The following is a 21,066-nucleotide window of genomic DNA, read 5'->3' as shown; positions in this document are numbered from 1 at the left end:
GTCTCGAGCACTCGAAGTCACTACTGCTGGTCTTCGGCTCGGCTCTCTTCGGTCGGTCACCGTCTCCGAGTCGTTACTCGGCGAAAACGCTCACTCCTCGAGGGGTTCGTGCGGAACGATCGTCGGGCCGTACTCGCCGAAGCCGACGGTGGCGCTGACGCCGAAGACCTCCTCGAGCAGCTGGTCGGTGACGACCTCGCCCGGCGGGCCCCAGTCGTAGACGGAGCCCTCTTTGAGCGCGACGAGGTTGTCGGCGTAGCGGGCGGCCTGGGCGACGTCGTGGAGGACGACGCCCACGGTGACGCCGTGTTCGTCGTTGATGGTCTCGACGACGTCCATGACCCGCAGCTGGTGGTGTAAGTCGAGGTGGTTCGTGGGCTCGTCGAGCAGGAGGACGTCGGTCTGCTGGGCGAGCACCATCGCGATCCAGGCGAGTTGCTTCTGGCCGCCGCTCAGGTTCGCCACCGATTCGTCCCGCAGGTGCTCGACGCCGGCGAGGGAGATGGCGCGGTCGACGGCCGCCTCGTCCTCCTCGTCGACGGCGTCGAAGAAGCTTCGGTGGGGGTACCGGCCGTGGTAGACCAGCTCCTCGACGGAGATGCCGCCGGGCGCCTCGTTCTCCTGGGCGAGGAGGCCGAGTCGGCGGGCGAACGCCTTGTTCCCGAACGTCTCGACGTGCACGCCGTCGAGGGAGACGGAGCCGGCGTCGGGTTCGAGCTGGCGCGCGAGCGCCTTGAGCAGCGTCGACTTCCCGCTGCCGTTGGGGCCGACGAGGGCCGTGATCTCGCCGGCGGGGAGGTCGATCCGCTCGACCTCGGCGACGGGCTCCTCGGTGGTCGGGTAGCCGAGTTCGAGCGCCTCGCCGACGAGTTCGCTCGGGTCGTCGCCGTCTCGGTCGGGGACGCGCTCACCGCCTCGATCACCGCGATTGCGTTCGTCTTCCGGTCGGTCGTCGGGCGCGCGGCCGACTCGAGCCGAGTGGTTGGTCGTCATCAGAGATCACCCAGGGCCTGGCGCTTTCGCATGAGGTACAGGAAGTAGGGGCCGCCGATCAGGCCGGTGAGGACGCCGACGGGGATCTGCCTTGAGCTGTCGAAGAGCACGGACATGCCGAGGCGCGCGCCCACGTCGGCGGCGACGAGCAGCGCGGGGCCGACGAACAGGCAGCCGACGATCACGCGCTTGTAGTCGCTGCCGACGACCGTTCGGACGATGTGGGGGACGATCAGGCCGACGAAGCTGACGATGCCGGCGACCGCGATCGACGCCGAGGCGGCGACGATGGCGACCGCCGAGAGCCCGAAGCGGACGCGCTCGACCGACATCCCCAGCGCGGTGGCGGTGCGCTCGCCGAGCAAGAGGACGTTCAGCTGCCTCGAGCCGACGAGGGCGAGGGTGAGGGCGACGATCGACCACGGGAGGACGAGGCGGACCTCGCCCCAGTCGACGCCGGTCAGCGATCCGTTCGTCCAGGCGACGGCCGTCTGGACCGTCGAGACGTCGTCGGCGAAGAGGTACAGCGACGTCTGCAGGGAGGTGCAGACGGTGCCGACGACGACGCCCGCGAGCACCAGCCGCACGGGGCTGGTGCCCCCCTTCCACGCGATGGCGTAGACGACGATGAACGCGAGGGCGCCCCCGAGGGCCGCCGTGACCGGCAACAGGGCCATCATGCCCGAGAAGACGACGAGCGTGAGCAGGATCGCGAGGCCGGCGCCGGAGGAGACGCCGAGGATGAACGGGCTCGCGAGTTCGTTGCGGGTGACCGCCTGGAAGATCGCGCCCGAGACGGCGAGGTTCATCCCGACGAAGACCCCGACGAGAACCCGCGGGAATCGGAGGTTCCAGACGATGTTCGTGTTCGTCGCCAGGTCCGGAAGCTGGTAGCTCTCGGGGACGAACAGAACCGTCCGCATCAACTCTTCCCCGAGAACGAACGAGAGGAGCACGCGCGGTTCGTACCAGACGTCCGCGTCGAGCAGGGCGTACCACGCCTCGGTGAGCGACATCGAGTACTCCCCGAAGCTCACCTGGACGAACAACGAGGCCACGACGATCCCGACGCTCGCGAGGGCGAGCCCGAGCAGGGTCGAATCGAGCCACGAGAGCCACTCGCGCGAGGCGACGCCGCTCCCGTGTGACGTCCGGCTCCCCATCGTCACCCTCCGTTCGGGGTCGTGGCCGCGACGCGGCGATCACCCACTCGATCGATCGCGCTCGAGTCGGTCCCGTCACCGGACGGACGTGCCGCACGAACGGTCGTATCGCCGCACCCCCCGGACCGCCGGCCGCCGCGGCGCGTCGCGCTCCTGGTCGTCATCTTATTTTTTAGGCCACCCTAAACATCAATAAGCACTTCGTTTTGGGTCGGGTCAACAGCGCTCGAGGAGGCCGCTTACAGGTCACCCTCGACGATCGCGGAGACCTCGTCGCGGTCGAACAGGTCGCCGTCGAACTGATCGGGGTAGACCGCTCGGGCGACCCGCTCGGTCAGGAACAGGTTGTAGATCGGCCCCTGGTAGATCGGTCCCCCGCGGTAGACGCGCCCCTCCTGCACGGCGGTCAGGTCGCCACCGACGGGGTGGTCGCGCAGGTAATCGACGAGACCCGACTCGAACTCCTCGCGGCTCTCCGTCTCGCGCTCGGAGAGGAAGATGGCGTCGGGGTCGACGTCGGCCAGCGTCTCGAAGTCGATCTCCCCCGAGTTGTCGGTGCTCCGGCCGGCGACGTCGGTCCCCTCGAAGGCGTCCTCGATCCCGAGGTCGCGGAAGTGCTTGTTGGCGGTCCCGCCGTCGCTGATCCGCATCGCGGTGAACGATTCGGGTTCGTCTTCGGCCCAGACGAGCACCCCTTCGGGCCGTTCGTCGGCCGGCGGGAGCGACGACTCGATCTCCTCGAGGAACGACTCGTGGAGTTCGGCGAACGCCTCGTACCGATCCTCCCGGCCGAACACCTGAGCGACCTTCTCGAACGCCTCGTACATCGTGTAGTACTCGTAGTCGTGCCACTCGTCCGTCTGCCGGAAGATCGTGTTGCCCACGAACGGGGCGACGTTTTCCTCGAGTTCGTCGACGTCCTCGCCGTCGAGGCCGAACGCGCTGTTGTGCTCGAGCCAGTTCGGATCGACGAGGTGGACGTCGACGTCGAGATCGTAGAAGACCTCCTTGTCGACGCCGCCGTTCCACAGCGCCTGGGGATCCTCGGCGTAGGGGATCCCGAGTTCGTCGTAGTACTGCGTGAGGTAGCGGTTCTCCTCGCCGATCGCCTCGAGTCCCTCGCCGACGCCGAGGGCGATTCCCATGTCGGCGTAGTCGATCTCGTAGGTGAGCCACGTTTCGGGCGGGGAGTCGAACTCGACCGTCCCGACGGGCTCCATCGTCACGGACGTCGGCTCGTCGGAGCCGTCGTTCTCCGATTCCGCTTCGCCCTCGGTCCCGCTGACGCAGCCCGCGAGCAGGCCGACTCCGCCAGCGCCCGCCGCCAGGACCGTTCGTCTGGTCGCTTCGTCTGACATGTGTTTTAGGTTAGCCTAATAATTGAAAAGCGCATCGGTTTAGGATGGCCTAAATCAGGATCGGGTTCCCAAGGAACGGTCCGGCTCGGTGGCACCGGACCCTCGAGCGGCCGACGAACGGCGGTCATCCGTCTCGCCTGAACCGTCGAGTGACCGCGAGGCACAGACAGGAGAGTGCGAGGAAACCGCCGGTGAGGACCACGATCGTCAGAGCCGTCGGTGCGAGCGTCACGGCGACGAGCAGAACGACGACGGCGATCCCCAGGTACGCCCGCTGAAGCGTCGGATTGACTGGCGGTTCGGGCATCATCCGTCCCGGCGTACGACGGCCGGCGACGTTACCGTTGGGGAGACGTTCACGCCGCGAGATCGCCGAAGTCGACCCGTTCGGCGTCCTCGAGGCAGCGCTCGCTCGCCGCCTCGAGGTCGAACTCGCGGACGACCTCCCCGTCGCGCACCAGGGGCTCGAGCAGGGACTCCGCGTCCTCGGGCGCGGGGCCGTCCGCCAGGGCGACGTGGTGGCCCCCGTCGGCCGTTCGGTAGACCTCCTTGACGCCCGAGAGCTTCCCACGCTTCGAGATCGGTTCGCCCTCGATCGCGACGATGTCGAGGCTGAAGTCGAGGGGATCGGCGTCCGTGACGTGACTGCCGACGCCGAAACCGTCCGCGACGTCCCGCAGTTCGCGCATCGCGTCCGGGTCGATGCCCCCGCTGCAGAAGACGTCGATATCCTCGTAGCCGCGAGCCTCGAGTTCCCAGCGCACTTCGCGGACGATGTGGCGGAAGTCGCCGCGGCGCGAACTCGTGGTGTCGATCCGGACCCCGTCGAGACGGTCGCCCAGCGTCTCGGCGGCGAAGAGGCTCTCCGAGACCTCGTCCCAGAACGTGTCCACGAGGGCGATCCGGGGGACGTCTTCGGGGACCGCCTCGTCGAACGCCCGCCACGCCTCGTCCTGGTTCCCCTCGCCGAAGCAGAACATGAGCGCGTGGGGCATCGTCCCGCTGGCCTCCCGATCGAGCAACTCGCCCGCGGCGACGTGGGAGAAGCCGTCGAAGCCCGCGAGCAGCGCCGCCCGCTCGACCGTCGCCGCGATCGACGGGTGGACGTGGCGCGCTCCGAACGAGAGGACGAGCGAGTCGGGCGCCGCCAGTCGCGCCTCGAGCGCGGCCGTCGCGAAGGCGCTGGGCTGGGACAGGAGCCCGAGCAGCGAGGTTTCGAGTTCGGCGAACTCGAGGTACGGCCCCTCGATCCGCATCACGGGGCCGCCGTCGAACAGCCGCCCGTCCGGGAGCGCGTCGACGTCCAGGTCCCGGCCCTCGAACAGCGCCGCGACGTCGCGGACCCCGGTGAAGACCTCGAACTCGCCGGTCGGGAACTGATCTGCGGTCACTTCGGCGACGACGCGCGGGTCCTTCCCCGCGTGCTCGAGCGTCGCGCGGGTGCGCTCAAAGTAGGCGTCCGTCGCGGACCCCTCGCGGATGGCCTCGGGCGGGACGATCTCGAACGGGTCGGTCATAGCTCCGAGTTGTCGAAGCGGACAAAAATAGCTACCCGTCTCCGACGGCGCGTGCGTCGGGGTGTCGCGGGCGCTACGACCGATTCGGCGGGGAGAGTCGCTCTAAGGGGCGTCACGAGGCCGTTGGACGCGCCACGTCCGATGGCGGTCGTCGGCTCACTCCCCGGCGTTCGCCCCGCCGCCGCGTCGAATCGCGAGTGCGACCGTCGCCGCCACCGTGAGAAGCGCGCCGAGCGGGCCGAATCCGGGAATCTCGTCCGCGATGCCACCCCCGTCGTCGTCTTCTGACGTCTCGTCGGCGCCGTCGGACGCGCCGTCGTCGTCGACTTCGAGCGTGTCCTCGCCCTCCGGCGCGGCCCCGTCCCTGATCTCGGGGAGGGCGTCGACCGACGGCGCGCGCACGATGGTTACGGTGTCGCCGTCGACCTCGAGGGCGTACGCGCCGGGGAACTCCCCGTCTATCTCGTAGGTATCCCGCCGGTCCTCGACGGACTCGGCGTCGTGGTTCTCGAGTTCCTCGAGGTAGCCCTCTGCGAACGCCACGGCCTCGTCGGCGTCGGTCCACCGGGTCTCCCAGACGAAGCCGCTCTCCTCGCGCGACGCGTCCTCACCGGCGTAGACGACGAACTCGTCGCCCGCCCAGCCGTCGGTCATGGGCTGGTCGTAGTTCAGGTCCGGTTCGCCGGTCGCCGCACCCCGAACGAACTCGTCGCGTTCGATCACGGAGGGTTCCCCCTGACTCATCGCGCCATCGGCGAACATCGCGACCATCGTCGCCTCGCCGAGGCGGTCCGTCGCGACCTCGCCGTCGGCCTCGAGCGGGCGCCACTCGTCGTTCGAGCGGTCCTCGACCTCGACGTCGACGGGGTCGCGGTCGTCGCCGGGGCGGATCACCTCCGAACTGCTCTCGGGCGGATCGTCGTAGGCGGCGTCGACGGCCCCCCAGGAGTCGCCGCTTTCCTGGCGCAGGTGCTCGACGTAGTCGGGGCCGTCGTCGTAGGGCTGGTAGATGGAGAAGTAGAGCCCCCAGTTGAGGCCGTCGACGTCCGGCGTCTGCTCGACGGCGGGGGCGCAGTCCCACTCGTCGGCGCAGCGCCGGTCGTACTCGGCTTCCACCCAGGAGGCGTCGCCCTCGATGAGGCCGTTGACCGCGGTGTCGCCGTCGGTCGTCTCCCGGTCGTACCCCGAGAGGTCGAACCGCTGGTCCTGGAGGGCGTGGACGAGTTCGTGGCCGAGAGTGCGTTCGTTCAGCTCGAGCTGCTCCGCGTCTTCGGCGACGACGACGATCTCGTCGGTCTCGGAGTCGTAGTAGCCGGCGACGGACTCGCCGTAGAGGGTCTCCGTCGCCTCCTCGACGGGCGCGTCGCGCTCGAGCATGAACAGGCCCTCGAGCAGGACGGCGTCGAAGAGGCGGTCGTTCCCGTTCTCCTCGGCGAACAGCGTCCCCTGGTCCGCCCGGAACTCCTCGCGGGAGACGACGTCGACCGAGACGTCCTCCTCGAACGTCTCGTTCCGGATCACCTCGACCCGGGCCATCGAGCGGTGGACGACCGCCTCGAGTTCGTCCTCCTCGACGACGGCGCTCGAACGGTTATCCACCGGGAGGGAGTCGTCGTACCGGACGCCCTCGACGTAGCCGACCGTACCCTCGGTCGAGGGATCGTCGTCCGAGTCGACCTCCTGGGTCGACGCTGCCGGTGCGGTAGACATCGACGGCGACGGCGACGAACCCGCCTGAACGGTGTCGTCGGGGGCGGTTGCTGGGTCCGCCGTCGAGTGCTGAACTGATGCGTCGGGGGGTGCCGTGGTGGCGCCGGCCGCCGGAACCGCCCCGAGCGACAGGACGAGGAGGGCGGCGAACGCGAGCGCGGATAGGGACTTCATCGAACGATATATTTTCCTACGAAAGTCGGAGGTGAAAACACCCGCGGTTTCGTCGACGGCCGCCGCACCTCGAGCGACCCCCGCCGTCCGGCGGCCGAAGGGCTGGGATCGTAAACGGGATGGCCCGATGCTCGAAATCGGTGCGCATGCACGAAACGGACGACCCCGAACCGCGGTCGGCGGCGCTCGCCACCTTCGGCGAGACGATGCTCAGGATCTCGCCGCCGGCGGGCGAGCGACTCGAGACGGCGCGGAACGTCGCGTTCCGCTCCGCCGGCGCGGAGAGCAACGTCGCGATCGCGGCGGCCAACCTCGGACTGCCGTCGGCGTGGCTCTCGAAGCTCCCGGACTCGCCGCTCGGCCGAAAGGTCGTTCGCGACGTCCGGTCCCACGGCGTCGCGCCGGCCGTCGTCTGGAGCGACGACGGGCGCCAGGGAACGTACTACCTCGAACCCGGTACCGAGCCCCGCGGTACCGACGTGATCTACGACCGCGCCGACGCTGCGGTCACGACCGCGACCCTCGAGGAACTCCCGACCGCGCCGGTCGAAGCGGCCGAGGTGTTCTTCACCAGCGGCATCACGCCGGCGCTCTCGGAGACGCTGCGCGAGACAACCGAGGGGCTGCTCCGGACGGCGGCCGACGCCGGCGTCACCACCGCGTTCGACCTGAACTACCGCTCGAAGCTCTGGTCGCCGTCGACCGCCAGGGAGGTCTACGAGTCGCTGTTCGAGGGGGTCGACCTCCTGTTCGTCCCCGAGCGCGACGCCGCCGACGTCCTCGAGATCGACGCGGACGCCGAGGGGATCGCGACCCACCTCCGGGAGACCTACGCCTGTTCCACCGTCGTCGTGACGCGGGGCGACCGGGGCGCGCTCGCGCTCGATTCGGACGGAACGGTCGACCAGCCGATCTACGAGGCGGAGACGGTCGATCCGATCGGGACCGGCGACGCGTTCGTCGGCGGGTTCCTCGCCAGCTACGTCGAGGACGGATCGACGGCCGAGGCGCTCCGCTACGGGGCGGCCGCCGCGGCGCTCAAGCGCACCCTCGCCGGCGACCACGCCACGATCACCCGCTCGGACGTCGAGGCGGTCCTCGAGGACGAGGCCGGCGGCATCTCCCGGTAGACGGACGGGTCGCACCGTCGAGGCCCCGCTGGGGCCGCCACCGTCGCGACGAGTCGGCGACCGTCCCGGTCGAAACCGAAGACGGTATCGCCGACGGCGGAGTCGTTCGACGCATCGATCGACGCCCCGGACCTTCGCGACGGACCGCGACCGCGAAGACGACCTGACCATGAGACTGACACCGACGACCGACGCGAGCGACGAACCGAGGAATCGACCGATGAACGCCCCCGTACTCGACGGAACCGACACCCGCGGCGGGTGCCACGCCCGCGCGGACCGGAGGGGATCCCGATGACGCGGATCGTCGACTACGACCTCTACGAGGTGCCGCCGCGGTGGCTGTTCCTGCGCCTCGAGACGAGCGACGGCCGCGTCGGCTGGGGCGAACCCGTCGTCGAGGGTCGGGCGAAGACCGTCCGGGCCGCCGTCGAGGAACTCCTCGAGGGGTACCTCCTCGGGGAGGACCCCGCGGAGATCGAGCGCCACTGGCAGACGATGTACCGCGGCGGGTTCTACCGCGGCGGGCCGATCCTGATGAGCGCGATCGCGGGAATCGACCAGGCGCTGTGGGACCTCAAGGGCAAGCGCTTCGGCGCCCCGGTGTACGAACTCCTCGGCGGGAAGGCCCGGGACCGGATCCGCGTCTACCAGTGGATCGGCGGCGACCGGCCGGCCGACGTCGGCGAGGCCGCCGCGGAGAAGGTCGAGCAGGGGTTCACCGCGTTCAAGATGAACGCCGTGCCGGAGTTCCGCCGGATCGAGACCCCCGCGGCCGTCGCCGAGGCCGTCGAGCGCCTCGAGACGGTCAGGGAGGCCGTCGGCGACGAGGTCGACATCGGCGTCGACTTCCACGGCCGCGTGGCGAAGTCGATGGCCAAACGGCTCGCCGCGGCGCTCGAGCCGTACGAACCGATGTTCATCGAGGAGCCGGTGCTGTCGGGGCACAACGACGCCCTCGGCGGGATCGCGGCCCACACGACGACGCCGATCGCGACGGGCGAGCGCATGTTCTCCCGGTGGGATTTCAAGGAGGTGTTCGAGGACGGCCACGTCGACGTGATCCAGCCCGACCTCTCCCACGCCGGCGGCATCACCGAGGTCCACAAGATCGCGGCGATGGCCGAAGCCTACGACGTCGCGCTCGCGCCACACTGTCCGCTGGGCCCGATCGCGCTCGCCTCGTGCGTGCAGGTCGACGCCTGCGCGCCGAACGCCCTGATCCAGGAGCAGAGCCTCGACATCCACTACAACGAGACGAGCGACGTCCTCGACTACCTCGCCGACTCCGGCGTGTTCGAGTACGAGGACGGCTACGTCGCGCTCCCCGAGGAGCCCGGCCTCGGGATCGAGATCGACGAGGCGCACGTCGAGCGACAGGCCGAACGCGACGTCGACTGGCACAATCCGGTCTGGCGCCACGACGACGGCAGCGTCGCCGAGTGGTGAGCGGGAGGCGGCGAGCGGTGCGTGGTGAGCCGCCTCGAGCGCGGGCGGCGGTCATTTCGGCGATATCGGGCCGAGCGGCGCGAACGTTTTTACGCTCGTGTCCGTAGCGGCACACGTACCCATGAACCTCGAGCCAGCGCGAACGGCGGTGGTGGTGGTCGACGTGCAAAACGGCTTCTGTCACCCCGACGGCTCCCTCTACGCCCCGGGGAGCGAGGAGGCCATCGAACCGATCGGCGAGCTGGTCGATCGGGCGCGCGAGGGGGGCGCGCGGGTGATCTACACCCGGGACGTCCACCCGCCCGAGCAGTTCGAGGACGCCCACTACTACGACGAGTTCGAGCGGTGGGGCGAGCACGTCCTCGAGGGCTCCTGGGAGGCCGAGATCGTCGAGGAACTCGACGTGCGCGAGGCGGATCACGTCGTCGAGAAGCACACCTACGACGCCTTCCAGAAGACGGAACTCGAGGGGTGGCTGAGCGCGCGGGGGATCGATGATCTGGTCTTCTGCGGCACGCTCGCGAACGTCTGCGTTCTCCACACGGCGGGCAGCGCCGGCCTTCGGGACTTCCGGCCGATCCTGGTCGAAGACTGCCTCGGCTACATCGAGGAAGAGCACAGGGAGTACGCCCTGGAACACGCCGACTGGCTGTTCGGCGAAGTGGTCGAGCGCGACGACCTCGAGTTCGCCTGAGACGCCGAGACCGGCTGACGGGGTATCGGCTCGTCCGAAGCGGACCGTCGTCCGGACGTGGAACGTCGGTCGGAAGTGAAGCGTACTTGACCCACCCGCGCCCAGAGACGAGCATGAGAACGATCGAATTTCGGCCGGCGGAGTCGACTAACGGTCGCCGAGCGGAGGCGAACGACCGCGGTGACGGTGAATGACGAACAAATACCTCGCCGTCGCGCACCTGGCCGGAATCTGCGTCGGAGCGTACGCGTTCTGGCACGGCCTCATGGTGCGCGCCGAGTTACAGGCCCTCGCGGCCGCCCTCGTGACGGTGTACATGGTGACGTCCCTTCGAAATCTGACCGCGGACGCCTCACCCGGCGACCGCGCGGAAAACGAGGTCTCGCCGTAGTGTGCGCTCGAGCGGCGGGAACGAGGGACGGAGCGGGGTCGAATCGCGTCGTCGAGAGTGATCGGGGTTCGATCCGCGCTCGCCGGACGGCGGTCAGTCCCGACCCGCGTCCGCCGCCGAGAGTTCCGCCCACTCGAGGACCTCGCCGCCGTGCTCGTCGGCGAACGCCTCGGCGTCCGCCGGGTCGGAGAACGGAAAGTGGTCGTCCCCCATCGCTCCCTTGACCTCGCTGTCGACGACGAACTGACAGTCGGTCGCGTCCGCGAAGTCGTCCGCCTCGGCGTGCGTCGTGGCGTGGAGCGCCTCGTCGCCCTCCACGAGGTCGTACTCGACGCTCGAGTAGTCGGTGACGAAGACGGCCCGTTCCTCCCAGCCGCGGGCCTCGCGTTCCTCGCGGTACGCGAGGAGTTCGGCGACGCTGTCGAACCGCGCGGGACCGTCGCGGCCCTCGGGTTCGCCGTCGGCGTAGAAGATCTGTCCGGCGGGGCCGTAGAGCTCGGTGATCACCATGCCGCAGACGTCGCACTCCTGGCCGTCGGAGAGGTCGATCGGGTCGGCGGGGTCGTCCGCCTGCCCGTCGTCGGCCTCGCCCAGGCAGCCCGCGAGCGCCGCGGTCGCCGCGACGCCCGCGCCGAACAGGACGCGCCGTCGAGTCGGTTCCGATCCGCGACCGGCCGGCCGGCGCTCGCTCGAGGGGCACCGATTCCGGCTCATAGCCGTCGCCTCCGGATGGCCGCGCCAGCGAGCGCGATCGGAACGACGATCCAGGCGACGAGCGCGGCGACGAGCGCGCCGGTCGAGAGGCCCGCCTCGGTGAGCACCGCGGCGAACCCGGCGTCGCCGCTGGCCCCGAGCGCGCCGAGGGCGAGCGCCCGGAAGACGCCCGTCGGGTTCGAGAGGACCATCGCCGTGACGGCCGCGTCGGGCGGGGCGAACGCCGCGATCACGCCGAGGGCGAGCAGGTCGTGGACGAGCACGAACCACGCCCAGGCGAGCAGGGCGAGGCCGAGCGCGTGGGTCTTCTCCCGCGCCAGCGTCGACGCGAGGACGCCCAGGGAGAGGAACGCGAGCCCGAGACCCACGGTCCCGAGCAGGAAGCCCACGTAGGATTCGAAGCCGTCGAACCCGTACTCGAGCAGGAGCAGGGCGCCGGCGATCCCGAAGCCGAGGATCGTCGCGCTCGCGAGGACGACCGCCCGGCCGACGGCGGTCCCCAGGACGACCCGCGTCCGGGAGACTGGCAGGGCGAACAGGGCCTGCAGCCAGCCGCTCTCCTCGCGGCCGACGACCGCGTCGTAGCTGAACGCGAGCGCGACCAGCGGGACGAGGTAGACCGCGAGGACCGCGAGGCTCGCGACGATGCGCTCGAACCCGGCGGGGCTGGCGTCGGAGCCGCTGAACGTCGTCAGGCCGAGGGCGAACGCGGCGAAGAGCGCGGTGACCGCGACCGCCCACCGGCTCCGGACCGCGAGGCGGTACTCCGTCTCGGCGACGACGTACAGCTGTCCCAGCGCGCTCCCGGAATCGGCGCTGCGGGCCGCTCCGACGGCCACCTCGTGGCCGCCAGGGACCGTCTCGGATCCGCCGTCGACGACCTCGTAGCCGCCGTCGGATCGCGTCGCCCGTTCCGACCGTCGGCTCGAGCGGTCGTCCCGCCGCCGGTCTCGGGTCATCGCGATCCCTCCGCGGTCGCTGCGGCGTCCGGTTTCTCTCCCCGGGCCGCCCCGGCGCTTCCCGGGACGCTCGAGTCGTCGAGCACCTCGTGGAACGCCGCCTCGAGGCCCGGCTCGCGGACCTCGAAGCGGTCGACGAGGTCGCGGCGGTCCGCCTCGCCGAGCGCGGCGACGAGGTCGAACGACGCCTCGCGGTCGCAGACGACCTCGAGGGGCGCGCCGTCACCCGCACCGTCGCCGGTAGTTCGGCGGGCGCTGCCGACGCTCGCCACGTCGCCGTGGCCCTGGACGGCCTCGAGCAGTTCGGGGCGGTCGTCCTCGGACGCGGGGTGGACCGCGACGGTGACGCGGTCGTTTCCGGCCCGGCGCCGAAGCTCGTCGACGGTGCCGGCCGCGCGGAGTTCGCCGTCCTGGAGGACGACGACCTCATCGCAGAGGCGTTCGACCTCGCTCAGGACGTGCGAGGAGAGGACGACCGTGGCGTCCGTCTCGCGGTCGATGCGCTCGACGATCCGGTGGAACGCCGTCACTCCGCGCGGGTCGAGGCCGGCCGTGGGCTCGTCGAGGACGAGCACCGGCGGCCGGGAGAGCAGGACGGACGCCAGGCCGAGCCGGCGCCCCATCCCGTTCGAGTAGCCCGAGACGCGCCGGTCGGCGGCCTCCGCCAGACCGACGAGCTCGAGGCACTCCTCGATGCGCTCGGCGCGGTTCTCGAGGCCGCGGATGCGGGCGTGGACCGACAGCACCTCGCGGCCGGTCATCGACGGCGGGAAGCCGCTGTGTTCGGGCAGGAAGCCGACGCGCTCGCGCACGCGGTGGCCCGCCTCCTCGACGTCGAGGCCGCCGACTTCGATTCGACCCGCGTCTGGCCGGTCGTGGCCGACCAGCAGTTCGAACAGGGTCGTCTTTCCCGCGCCGTTCGTTCCGAGGACGCCGAACGTCGACCCCGACGGTACCTCGAAGGAGGGGCCGTCGAGGGCGACGACGTCGCCGTACCGCTTGTGGACGTCAGTGATCGTGATGTTCATCGTCGTAGTAGGACCGCCAGTGGTCGTGGGGCGATTCGGCGAGCGGGTGGTTGTCGACGATCCCGGGCGACTCGAGGACCGGGAACGAGCTCTCTGCCAGCCGGACGGCGTCGAACGCCGGGCTCTCCGCGAAGACGGCCGCCCGCGGTTCGTCGCGGACCAGCCGTTCGACGGAGCCGGCGGGCTGGTGGCGGGCCTCGCTCACGCCGTCGCCGTCGAGGTCCGCGGCGCTCGCGTCCGACCAGTAGTTGCCCCGGTCGGACTCGTTCCAGTGGGCCTGCGAGTTCGTCTCCGCGAACGCGGCCTCGTCGTTCCCGACGAAGCTGTTGCCCGAGACGACCTCGCTCTCGCTGCCCGCCGTGACGTGGACCCCGACGTCGTTCTCGAGGACGAGGTTGTCGGCGAGGCGGTTGTCCTGCGCGTTGTAGACGTACAGTCCGTTGCCGTTACCCACGACGTCGTTGCCGACGATTTCGCTGTCCTCGATGTCCTTGAGTTGGATGCCGTGGCCGCTCGGACCGTCGTTGTTCGCGGCGGTGTTGTTCACCATCGAGATGTCCGACGAGACCATCAGCGCGTAGCCGATGTCGTTGTCGAAGGCGACGTTGTCCTCGAGGTGATTCGATTCGGAGTACATGTAGTGGACCCCGTAGCGCATCTCCCACATGGCGTTCCCCTCGGCGACGACGTTCTTCGCCCACTGGTAGTAGATGCCGTCCCTGACCGTTCGGATCGAGTTGTTCTCGAGTCGGGTCTCGTTGGCCTCCCAGAGGTGGATCCCGTTACCGCGCTCGTCCTGGTCGAGGTCCGAGCGTCCGGCCACGAGCGAATCCTCGACGGTCGTCGCCTCCGCGCCGCGGAGGTAGACGCCGAAGGTGACGTCGGTCGCCCGCAGCGACGACACCGTCGCGTCCGAACCGTTGACGTAGATCCCGCTGTCCTCCTCGCCCCGCTCCGGTCCCGAGTTCCGGACCCACACACCCTCGACGGTGACGTCGTCGGCTGCGACCTCGATGACGGTTCCCTCGCCGCCGCCGTCGATCAGCGCGCCGTCGCGCTCGCGCGCCTCGAGTGTCACGCCCGGCGTGTCGACGGTCACGCGCTCGTCGAACCGCCCTTCGAGCCGGATCTCGTCACCCGGATCGGCCGCGTCGACGGCCGCCTGCACCGAGTCGAACTCCCGGCCGTCGACCGTCGCGACGCCGTCGCTCGAGGGCTCGTCGGCCGCCTCGGGGTCCGGAACGTCCGCGCGCCAGCCGTCGACGCTCTCGGTATCGTCCGCCCCGCTCGAGGCCGCGACGACCGCGCCGAGGAGCGACGCGACCAGGATCGCCGCGGCGGCGATCGCGAAGTATCGTTCGGGGAGGGTCACGGCGGACCACCGTCCGATGGGGGGCCGCTATGTCGGTCGTAAACCGCAACGGAGCCGTCGCCGCTCGAGTCGTCGGTGTCGGTTCGGACGCTCGAGTCGGCTCGGTCGCTCGGGCGGGCGGCGCCGGCGTCGGGCCGGCGACCGCCGTCCGTCTCGACGCGGGGTCGATCGTCCGGATCGGGACCCGATCGATCGTCCGAGTCGCCGCGTCCGACGCGGTCTCGGAGCCGCCGCCACGCGTCTCGCGCGAGCGCGGGGAGGTCGGTGACCGTCGCCGACGAGTCCCGGTAGTGGAACGCGACGCCCAGCAGGACGACCGCGCCGATGGCCAGGACGCCGCCGGGTCCCGGCCCGGCGGTCCCGCTGATGTTCGCAACCTCGTACGAACCGAGGATCGGCGGGGTGAACGGGTCGATTCCCATCAGCGGCGCGTCCGGATCGAGGGAGTGTCCCGCCTGGTGGAGGCGGTACTGGATGATCGCGGCCATCGTGGCGAACACCGCCACGGCGCCGCCGAACAGTGCGGCGATCGCACGTTCGATTCGATCCGTCGGAAGGACGGACGTGACGACCGAAGCGAGCGCCAGACCCACGAAGACGACCGGTCCGAGCACCCACTCTGGCGTGTCGATGGCCCGGTCCTGAACCTCGTAGTTCGGATCGACGTAGACCGGGTCCGGGTAGTAGAACCCGGCGTACTTGTTGAGCCCCTGTACCTCTTTCCACTCCCCGCCGAGGTGCGGGTAGGCGTATACCTCCACGGGCAACGGTTCACCGGGGTACTGCGGGGCGGTGAGCGTGATCCGCCACATCGGCAGCGTCAGCGCTATCAACAGGAGCGCGGCCGCGAGTAGCGGGAGGGCGCGTCTGAACTCGGTCAACCGGGTGAGGCGTGAAGGTTTCATGGTGGATCAGTCCGCGGGTTCGACGAGCAGTCGCGAGCGCATCTCCATGTGGAGCGCGCTGCAGAAGAACGCGCAGTACATCCAGTAGACGCCCGGCTTATCCGCCGTGAACGTCACCTCGCGCGTCTCCAGCGGCGCGAGTTTGATGTGGATGTCGTACTCGGGGATCGCGAGCGAGTGGCTGATGTCGTCCGTCTCCTCGATGTTCGTGACGGTGAACGTCACCTCGTCGCCCTCCGTGACGGTGACGTCCTGGAAGCCGAACTCGTTTCGCTGTGCGGTCATCTTCACGTGGACGCGCCCGTCCTCGCGGACGATGTCGCTGTCCCCGGACTCGACGAACTCCTCGTCGTAATCGTCGGGATCGTAGGCGGTGGCCGGTTCGATCTTGTCCGCCTTGACGATCGAGGCGTCGTGGGGTTCGGCGTACGAGGGCGTGTCCTTCACGAGTTGCATCCCCGCCTCGTCGTCGCCGATGTAGATCAGCTGGTCGTTCTCGGGCTTCATCGGTCCCACGTTCAGGAATCGGTCCTTCGAGAGCTTGTTCAGCGAGATCAGCCAGTCGCCGGACGGATCGGCCGTGTACGACTCCGCGGCGATCACGTGGCCGGGGTTGTAGTGGACGTCGATCTTCTCGACGACCGGGTCCTCCGAGCCCTCCTCGGCCTCGACGGCCGCTTCGATGTCCCACTTGACGACCTGCGAGTCGATGAACAGCGTCGTGTAGGCGTGGCCGCGGCCGTCGTAGGCCGTGTGCAGGGGCCCGTTCCCGAGGCTCGGGCGGCCGACGATCGCCTCGTTGGGATCGTCGACCTCGCCCAGCGCCTCGACGTCGATGATCGAGCAGGTCGGATCGAGCTTCCCGCTGGCGATCGCGTACTTCCCGTCGGGCGTGACGCTGACGCCGTGGGGGCTCTTCGAGACCTCGATGTACCGGACGACGGGCCTGTCACCCTCGTTCAGCGAGCTCTCGCGAGTGCCGTCGACGACGGGAACGCCGCCGATCTCCTCGTAGTCGCCGTTCTCGACGGCCTCCTCGATCGCCGGAATGTCGAAGGCCTTCACCCAGTCGGTGTCGGATTCGGACATCTCGCTCTCGGTGACGCCCTCCTCGCCGTTGTACTCGGTCGCGAAGAACCAGCGCCCCTCCTTGCCGCCGTCCCCGTTGTCCATGTTCCCGTCGACCAGGACCTCCCACTCGACGTTCATCGACTCGGGGTCGATCGCGGCGAGCGTGGAGGTGTAGGCGTCGGGGTCGTCGAGGTCGCGGCCGTCGTTCGGCATCGGGACGCGGAACTCGCCGACGCCGATCACGTACTTCGTGTCCGGCAGCACGCAGCAGGCCCCGTGGGTCCCCTGCTGGTTCGGAATGTCGACGATGGCGTCGGTCTCGAAGTACTTCAGGTCGACGCGGGCCATCCGACCGTTCGCCTTGTCGTTGACGAACGCCCAGCGACCGTCGTAGTCGTTGTCGGTCTGACTGATTCGCGGGTGGTGAGCGTCGCCCCACGTGTAGCCTCCCGCGTCCTCGAGCATCTCGCGCGATCGATCGTCGTAGCCGTAGCCGTTGGCGGCGTTGGCCTGGAAGACCGGAATTCGCGAGAGCTGACGCATCGACGGGACGCCGTAGACGTATATTTCGCCCGACTGTCCGGCGCCGAGGAACGCGTAGTAGTCGTCGAGTTCGCCCGGCTTCACGTCCGTCTTCACGTCCTCGAGTGCGACGGATTCGTCGTCGCCGCCGCTGAGGATGCTCGTACAACCTGCCAGCGAGCCCACCGCGCCCGCGGCCATTCCCGCCTTCATGAAGTCCCGGCGGGGAATCCGCGCGAACAGCGGCTCGCGGTCCGTCCCCACGTCGACACCGCCGTCGGCGTCGGTTGGGTGGTTCGTGTCGGTCGATCTGGAGTCGGAATCGTTGGTGTGGGTCATTGGTCTGTGTCTTCGGTGCGACCTGCGGTCGCGGTTCGGTCATCACGCTGTGCCGGCGTGACGCTGACAGTCGGCGGCGCCGGCGCGTCGGGACGCGTCGATCGACCGCCTCGTCACAGGTGACCCTCAGAAGGGACGGCTAATAGGTGGACTATCAATTCCTACCGAGTGGCAAAAAGGGCGAATCGGTTCGGGGAAAACATGTGATGGTGGATCCGGCCCCGTTTCAGCGGGCGGGCGACGTCCGAGGTCGCACCTCCAACGCTCCGCGGCGCGCCGTAGCGGCCGCTCGAGCGCCGGAGACCCTCGTTCGATCGCGAACCGTCGCCTCGACTCGACTACTCGGGACGGAAGACGCGATACGCGCCCTGCCCCGTCGCAACCGCCTTCCGCTCGCCGTCGGGGGCCGCGCTCTCGACGGTGATCTCGCTGACGCCGACGCTCCGACCCACGCGGATCACGTTCGCCGTCGCCTCGAGGTCGTTCGTCGCCGGCCGGAGGTAGTTGACGTTCAGGTTGATCGTCGCGATGCGGGCGCCGAAGGGGTCGTCCATCGCCGTCCGGAGCGCGAGGCCGCCGACGGTGTCGATGAGCGTCGCGGCGACGCCCCCGTGGAGGTCCGCCCGCTCGCCCGACGGCGCGTTCGGCCGCGTGTTGGTCAACTTGTCGTGGTAGGGGATCGAGAGCGTCATCGTCCCCGCGCCGACGTGGTCCACGCGCGTCCCGAGCCACGAGAGGAACTCCTGGTGCTCGTCGATGAAGTGCTGGAGGAGCCCCTCGAGGCTCTCGACGTCATCGCCCCCCTCGAGGTCGGGGAAGCCGCCGTTCGGCGCTCGAGCGTCCGACTCGTCCGCGTCCGCGTCGTCCGTCATGTCCCGTCGTGGGCCAGCGACGTTCTTTACCGCTGTGCTTCTCGGTCGACACGTTGTCTTCGGTTTATCGCCCCTCGCCGTACGCTTCGGGCCTATTCGAACCACCGCACGAGCGATTTCACACTCGAGTGACAGAGGTGCGATGTGTGTTAGATAGGGGGGGATACTATCAAATTCATGTGGATTGTGGGTAGGTGATGGCTAGTAGACCAGTTGCTGACAATAACACGGTGAAAGCCCCCGGCCGGCTCGAGTCGACTGACGGCGTGCGCTCCTCGGCCTTCGGCCTGCGGTGCTACCAGCCGCCAGCCTCCTCGACCCGGCCGGCCCCTTTCAGTCCGCCCAAACAGCCTCTTCCTCCCCAACCGACTCGTTCACTCGCTTCGCTCGTTCACTCGTCCCTCACGAGTGAACGAGGCGGCCTCACCGCTGGTCGGCCGCCTCGTCAGCGCGCCAGCGATCCATGGCCGGGAGCGCGTGCCCGCGCCGTTACGGCGCGGGCCGTGCGACCCAACGGAAGACGCTTCGCGTCTTCCGAGCATCGCGAACGCGGAGCGTTCGCTCAACGGGGAAGGGCAGGTACCTGGCGGACTGAAAGGGCGAGCTGCCGTCGAGTTCGCTCAGGCGCCCCTATCCGAACGGAGTGAGGGTATCCGGCTGAGCGGGCTCGAGGGTGGTGAGGGCTTTCGTCGTGTTCATGTTGGTTGGCAGTTCGAACGAAACGACGAGAAACAATCATCCTTTCTGTGAGCTACATCGCAGATGGGTCGAACCAGATGGCAGTCGAAACGAAGCGCAGACGTGGGTCAGCGAGAACTCGAGGGCCGAACGCGGACCCGCACCCGCTCACCCACCTCGAGCGACCGCTCGGGGCAGATCAGTTTCGCGCCGAAGTCGCCGTCTCGAGCGCAGAAGGTCGAGAGGCCGGTGATCGGGTCGCCGTTCGCGGTGACGGTCACGTCGTCCCACGCGACGGTTCGCCCGTCGTCGTCGAGGGTGCCGAGGCGGTCGCCGTTCAGCGAGACGACGCCGTCGCCCGTCGGGGCCGAGCGTCCGTGGACCCCACCGCCGTCGTAGTGGGGGAGGCCGCCGTCGAGGACGCCGCCGTCGTCGGTGCGGATGCCGACGAACTCCTCGCCAGGGTTCGGGTGGGCGGGCGCGTCGAGCACGGCGTAGGTCTCCCCCGTCTCGACGACCGCTCCCGTCCCGTCCCACTCGAGCGGCCGGATATCGATCCCGAGGTCGATCGGGAGTGACCCCGACGCCCGGTGGGGGTTCTGGTCGGGCCGCCGAAAGCCGACGTGGAGGTGGTTGTCGACCCAGGGGGCGAAGAAGCCCGCCCGGACGAGGCGGCCCAGCGAGTCCCCTCGTTCCACCCGGTCGCCCGCTTCGACCGACGGCTCGACGTGGAGGACGCGGGCGATCAGTCCCTCGAGCGGCTTCGGGTCCTCACACTCGAGCAGGATCAGGTGATCGTGCTCCGGCGCGTAGGGTTTCGGCGGCGCGCGGACGGTCCGCGTCTCGAGGACGGTCCCCGAGACGGGGCTCGGCGCGGCGGTCGTTCGGCCGGTTCGGAGGGTTCCCGGGTACAGGTCGATCGCACAGCCGGCGTCGTGGGCGGGGTACGGCGAGTTGTACAGCGAGAACCGCCGGTAGCGCCCCAGCACCCGTTCGTCGAGCGTGACGGCCATTCGTACCCCTCCGTGAGTTCTCGAGCGTGTTAGCCCCGTCGTTCGACCCGGAGCGGCTGAGTAAGGGCGAACGGCGGCGCCACCGCTTATGACGCTTCGACGCTTACCGCCCACCCATGCGCGTCTTTCGCGGCCGCGCCGAGACCGTCGACGCCGACCGCGCGGTGACCGAGCGCCTGCTCGAGTCGGCCGCCGACGGCGAGCGCGCGGTCCGGGTCTGGCACCCCCACCGACAGGTCGCGTTCGGGCGCCGGGACGCGAGCCTCGAGGGGTACGAACGCGCCCGCGAGGCCGCGCGCGAGGCAGGCTTTCCCCCCGTCGAGCGCAGCGTCGGCGGCCGGGCCGTCGCCTACGACGGGGAGACGACGATCGCGTTCGCCCGCGCCGAACCCGTCGCGGACTTCCGGCGGGGGACCGACGAGCGGTACGAGCGGCTGACGGCCGACGTCGAGCGGGCGCTCCGGGGACTCGGGGCCGACCCCGCGACGGACGGGCGACCGATCCGACTCGAGCGCGGCGAGCCGCCCGACTCGTTCTGCCCGGGAACCCACTCGCTCTCGACCGTCGATCCGGACGGTCGTCGACGGAAGGTCGCGGGCGTCGCCCAGCGCGTGCGCAGCGACGCCGCCCTCGTCTCGGGCGTGCTCGTCGTCGACAACCGCCGGGAACTCGCGGCCGCGCTCGAGGCCGTCTACGGGGCGCTCGAGGTTCCACTCGATCCGGAGACGGTCGGCAGCGTGGCCGACGGCGACGGAGTCGCGGACGGCTCGAGTCGAGCGAGCGATCCGGCGGCGATCCGCGAGGCGCTGGAGAACGCGCTCGTCGGGCCGGACGTCGATCCGGAGTCGGTGACCGTCGAACCCGTTCACTGAGTGCGCGACCGGAATCGGCCAATTTCAGCGTCAGTCACGATTTCGTGTCCGTCGATCAATCGAATAGTGAACGGAGGCGGACAAAGCGCGAAATTTATCGAAAATCGTGAGACAATCTTTTTCTCTTTCGGCACCCCGACTT

Annotated in this window: 19 protein-coding genes; 5 read left to right on the top strand and 14 right to left on the bottom strand. The window is 69.5% G+C overall.

Annotated elements, in window-relative coordinates; all coding sequences use genetic code 11:
- Positions 1-90: 90 nt before the first annotated feature.
- The 6 genes from RJT68_RS01940 to RJT68_RS01915 form a co-directional block, all read right to left on the bottom strand.
- On the bottom strand, positions 91-993 hold the full coding sequence (locus tag RJT68_RS01940) for an ABC transporter ATP-binding protein (protein WP_407038702.1): 903 nt from the start codon (positions 991-993) through the stop codon (positions 91-93).
- Positions 993-2,156 carry a FecCD family ABC transporter permease gene (locus RJT68_RS01935; protein WP_407038701.1) on the bottom strand — a complete coding sequence of 388 codons (1,164 nt, stop codon included), beginning with the start codon at positions 2,154-2,156 and terminating at the stop codon, positions 993-995. Before RJT68_RS01935 ends, RJT68_RS01940 begins: the two co-directional genes overlap by 1 nt.
- A 239-nt stretch (positions 2,157-2,395) precedes the next feature.
- Entirely contained in the window at positions 2,396-3,514 is a 1,119-nt protein-coding gene (locus RJT68_RS01930; RefSeq protein ID WP_407038700.1) for an ABC transporter substrate-binding protein, read from the bottom strand.
- Between the two features lie 124 nt (positions 3,515-3,638).
- The gene (locus RJT68_RS01925) at positions 3,639-3,821 is read right to left on the bottom strand and encodes a hypothetical protein (RefSeq protein ID WP_407038699.1); all 183 of its coding nucleotides are present in this window, start codon (positions 3,819-3,821) and stop codon (positions 3,639-3,641) included.
- 49 nt (positions 3,822-3,870) lie between these two features.
- Positions 3,871-5,031, bottom strand: a complete 1,161-nt coding sequence (locus RJT68_RS01920; RefSeq protein ID WP_407038698.1) for a nicotinate phosphoribosyltransferase — start codon at positions 5,029-5,031, stop codon at positions 3,871-3,873.
- Between the two features lie 156 nt (positions 5,032-5,187).
- Positions 5,188-6,915 (bottom strand): Hvo_1808 family surface protein, encoded by a 1,728-nt coding sequence (locus tag RJT68_RS01915; protein ID WP_407038697.1) that lies wholly within the window; start codon positions 6,913-6,915, stop codon positions 5,188-5,190.
- A 146-nt stretch (positions 6,916-7,061) separates the two neighbouring features.
- On the opposite strand from RJT68_RS01915, the gene kdgK1 reads away from it, so the two are divergent.
- The 4 genes from kdgK1 to RJT68_RS01895 all read left to right on the top strand — a co-directional run bounded on the left by kdgK1 (position 7,062) and on the right by RJT68_RS01895 (position 10,579).
- The gene (kdgK1, locus tag RJT68_RS01910; RefSeq protein WP_407038696.1) at positions 7,062-8,045 is read left to right on the top strand and encodes a bifunctional 2-dehydro-3-deoxygluconokinase/2-dehydro-3-deoxygalactonokinase; all 984 of its coding nucleotides are present in this window, start codon (positions 7,062-7,064) and stop codon (positions 8,043-8,045) included.
- A gap of 294 nt (positions 8,046-8,339) precedes the next feature.
- Complete coding sequence (gene dgoD / locus RJT68_RS01905; RefSeq protein ID WP_407038695.1) at positions 8,340-9,494, top strand: galactonate dehydratase; 1,155 nt, start codon at positions 8,340-8,342, stop codon at positions 9,492-9,494.
- Between the two features lie 121 nt (positions 9,495-9,615).
- On the top strand, positions 9,616-10,188 hold the full coding sequence (locus RJT68_RS01900) for a cysteine hydrolase family protein (RefSeq protein ID WP_407038694.1): 573 nt from the start codon (positions 9,616-9,618) through the stop codon (positions 10,186-10,188).
- 190 nt (positions 10,189-10,378) lie between these two features.
- Entirely contained in the window at positions 10,379-10,579 is a 201-nt protein-coding gene (locus RJT68_RS01895; protein WP_407038693.1) for a hypothetical protein, read from the top strand.
- Positions 10,580-10,672: 93 nt separating this feature from the next.
- Here RJT68_RS01895 and RJT68_RS01890 read toward each other — a convergent pair whose 3' ends face one another.
- The 8 genes from RJT68_RS01890 to RJT68_RS01855 all read right to left on the bottom strand — a co-directional run bounded on the left by RJT68_RS01890 (position 10,673) and on the right by RJT68_RS01855 (position 20,052).
- The gene (locus RJT68_RS01890; RefSeq protein WP_407038692.1) at positions 10,673-11,293 is read right to left on the bottom strand and encodes a nitrous oxide reductase accessory protein NosL; all 621 of its coding nucleotides are present in this window, start codon (positions 11,291-11,293) and stop codon (positions 10,673-10,675) included.
- Positions 11,290-12,252, bottom strand: a complete 963-nt coding sequence (locus RJT68_RS01885; protein WP_407038691.1) for an ABC transporter permease — start codon at positions 12,250-12,252, stop codon at positions 11,290-11,292. Before RJT68_RS01885 ends, RJT68_RS01890 begins: the two co-directional genes overlap by 4 nt.
- Complete coding sequence (locus RJT68_RS01880; protein ID WP_407038690.1) at positions 12,249-13,280, bottom strand: ABC transporter ATP-binding protein; 1,032 nt, start codon at positions 13,278-13,280, stop codon at positions 12,249-12,251. The genes RJT68_RS01885 and RJT68_RS01880 overlap by 4 nt, the downstream gene beginning before the upstream one ends.
- Positions 13,261-14,652 carry a nitrous oxide reductase family maturation protein NosD gene (nosD, locus tag RJT68_RS01875; RefSeq protein ID WP_407038689.1) on the bottom strand — a complete coding sequence of 464 codons (1,392 nt, stop codon included), beginning with the start codon at positions 14,650-14,652 and terminating at the stop codon, positions 13,261-13,263. The genes RJT68_RS01880 and nosD overlap by 20 nt, the downstream gene beginning before the upstream one ends.
- Complete coding sequence (locus tag RJT68_RS01870) at positions 14,649-15,557, bottom strand: hypothetical protein (RefSeq protein ID WP_407038688.1); 909 nt, start codon at positions 15,555-15,557, stop codon at positions 14,649-14,651. Before RJT68_RS01870 ends, nosD begins: the two co-directional genes overlap by 4 nt.
- A 6-nt stretch (positions 15,558-15,563) precedes the next feature.
- Positions 15,564-17,489 carry a TAT-dependent nitrous-oxide reductase gene (nosZ, locus tag RJT68_RS01865; RefSeq protein ID WP_407038687.1) on the bottom strand — a complete coding sequence of 642 codons (1,926 nt, stop codon included), beginning with the start codon at positions 17,487-17,489 and terminating at the stop codon, positions 15,564-15,566.
- Between the two features lie 338 nt (positions 17,490-17,827).
- The gene (locus tag RJT68_RS01860; RefSeq protein WP_407038686.1) at positions 17,828-18,361 is read right to left on the bottom strand and encodes a PaaI family thioesterase; all 534 of its coding nucleotides are present in this window, start codon (positions 18,359-18,361) and stop codon (positions 17,828-17,830) included.
- A gap of 806 nt (positions 18,362-19,167) precedes the next feature.
- Entirely contained in the window at positions 19,168-20,052 is an 885-nt protein-coding gene (locus RJT68_RS01855; RefSeq protein ID WP_407038685.1) for a hypothetical protein, read from the bottom strand.
- A 116-nt stretch (positions 20,053-20,168) separates the two neighbouring features.
- Here RJT68_RS01855 and RJT68_RS01850 point away from each other — a divergent pair, with 116 nt between their 5' ends.
- Positions 20,169-20,924 carry a lipoyl protein ligase domain-containing protein gene (locus RJT68_RS01850; protein WP_407038684.1) on the top strand — a complete coding sequence of 252 codons (756 nt, stop codon included), beginning with the start codon at positions 20,169-20,171 and terminating at the stop codon, positions 20,922-20,924.
- Positions 20,925-21,066: the final 142 nt, after the last annotated feature.

This window comes from Halovalidus salilacus, from assembly GCF_031852275.1.
Taxonomy (GTDB): domain Archaea; phylum Halobacteriota; class Halobacteria; order Halobacteriales; family Natrialbaceae; genus Halovalidus; species Halovalidus salilacus.
This window is presented reverse-complemented; position numbering and strand designations above follow the sequence as displayed.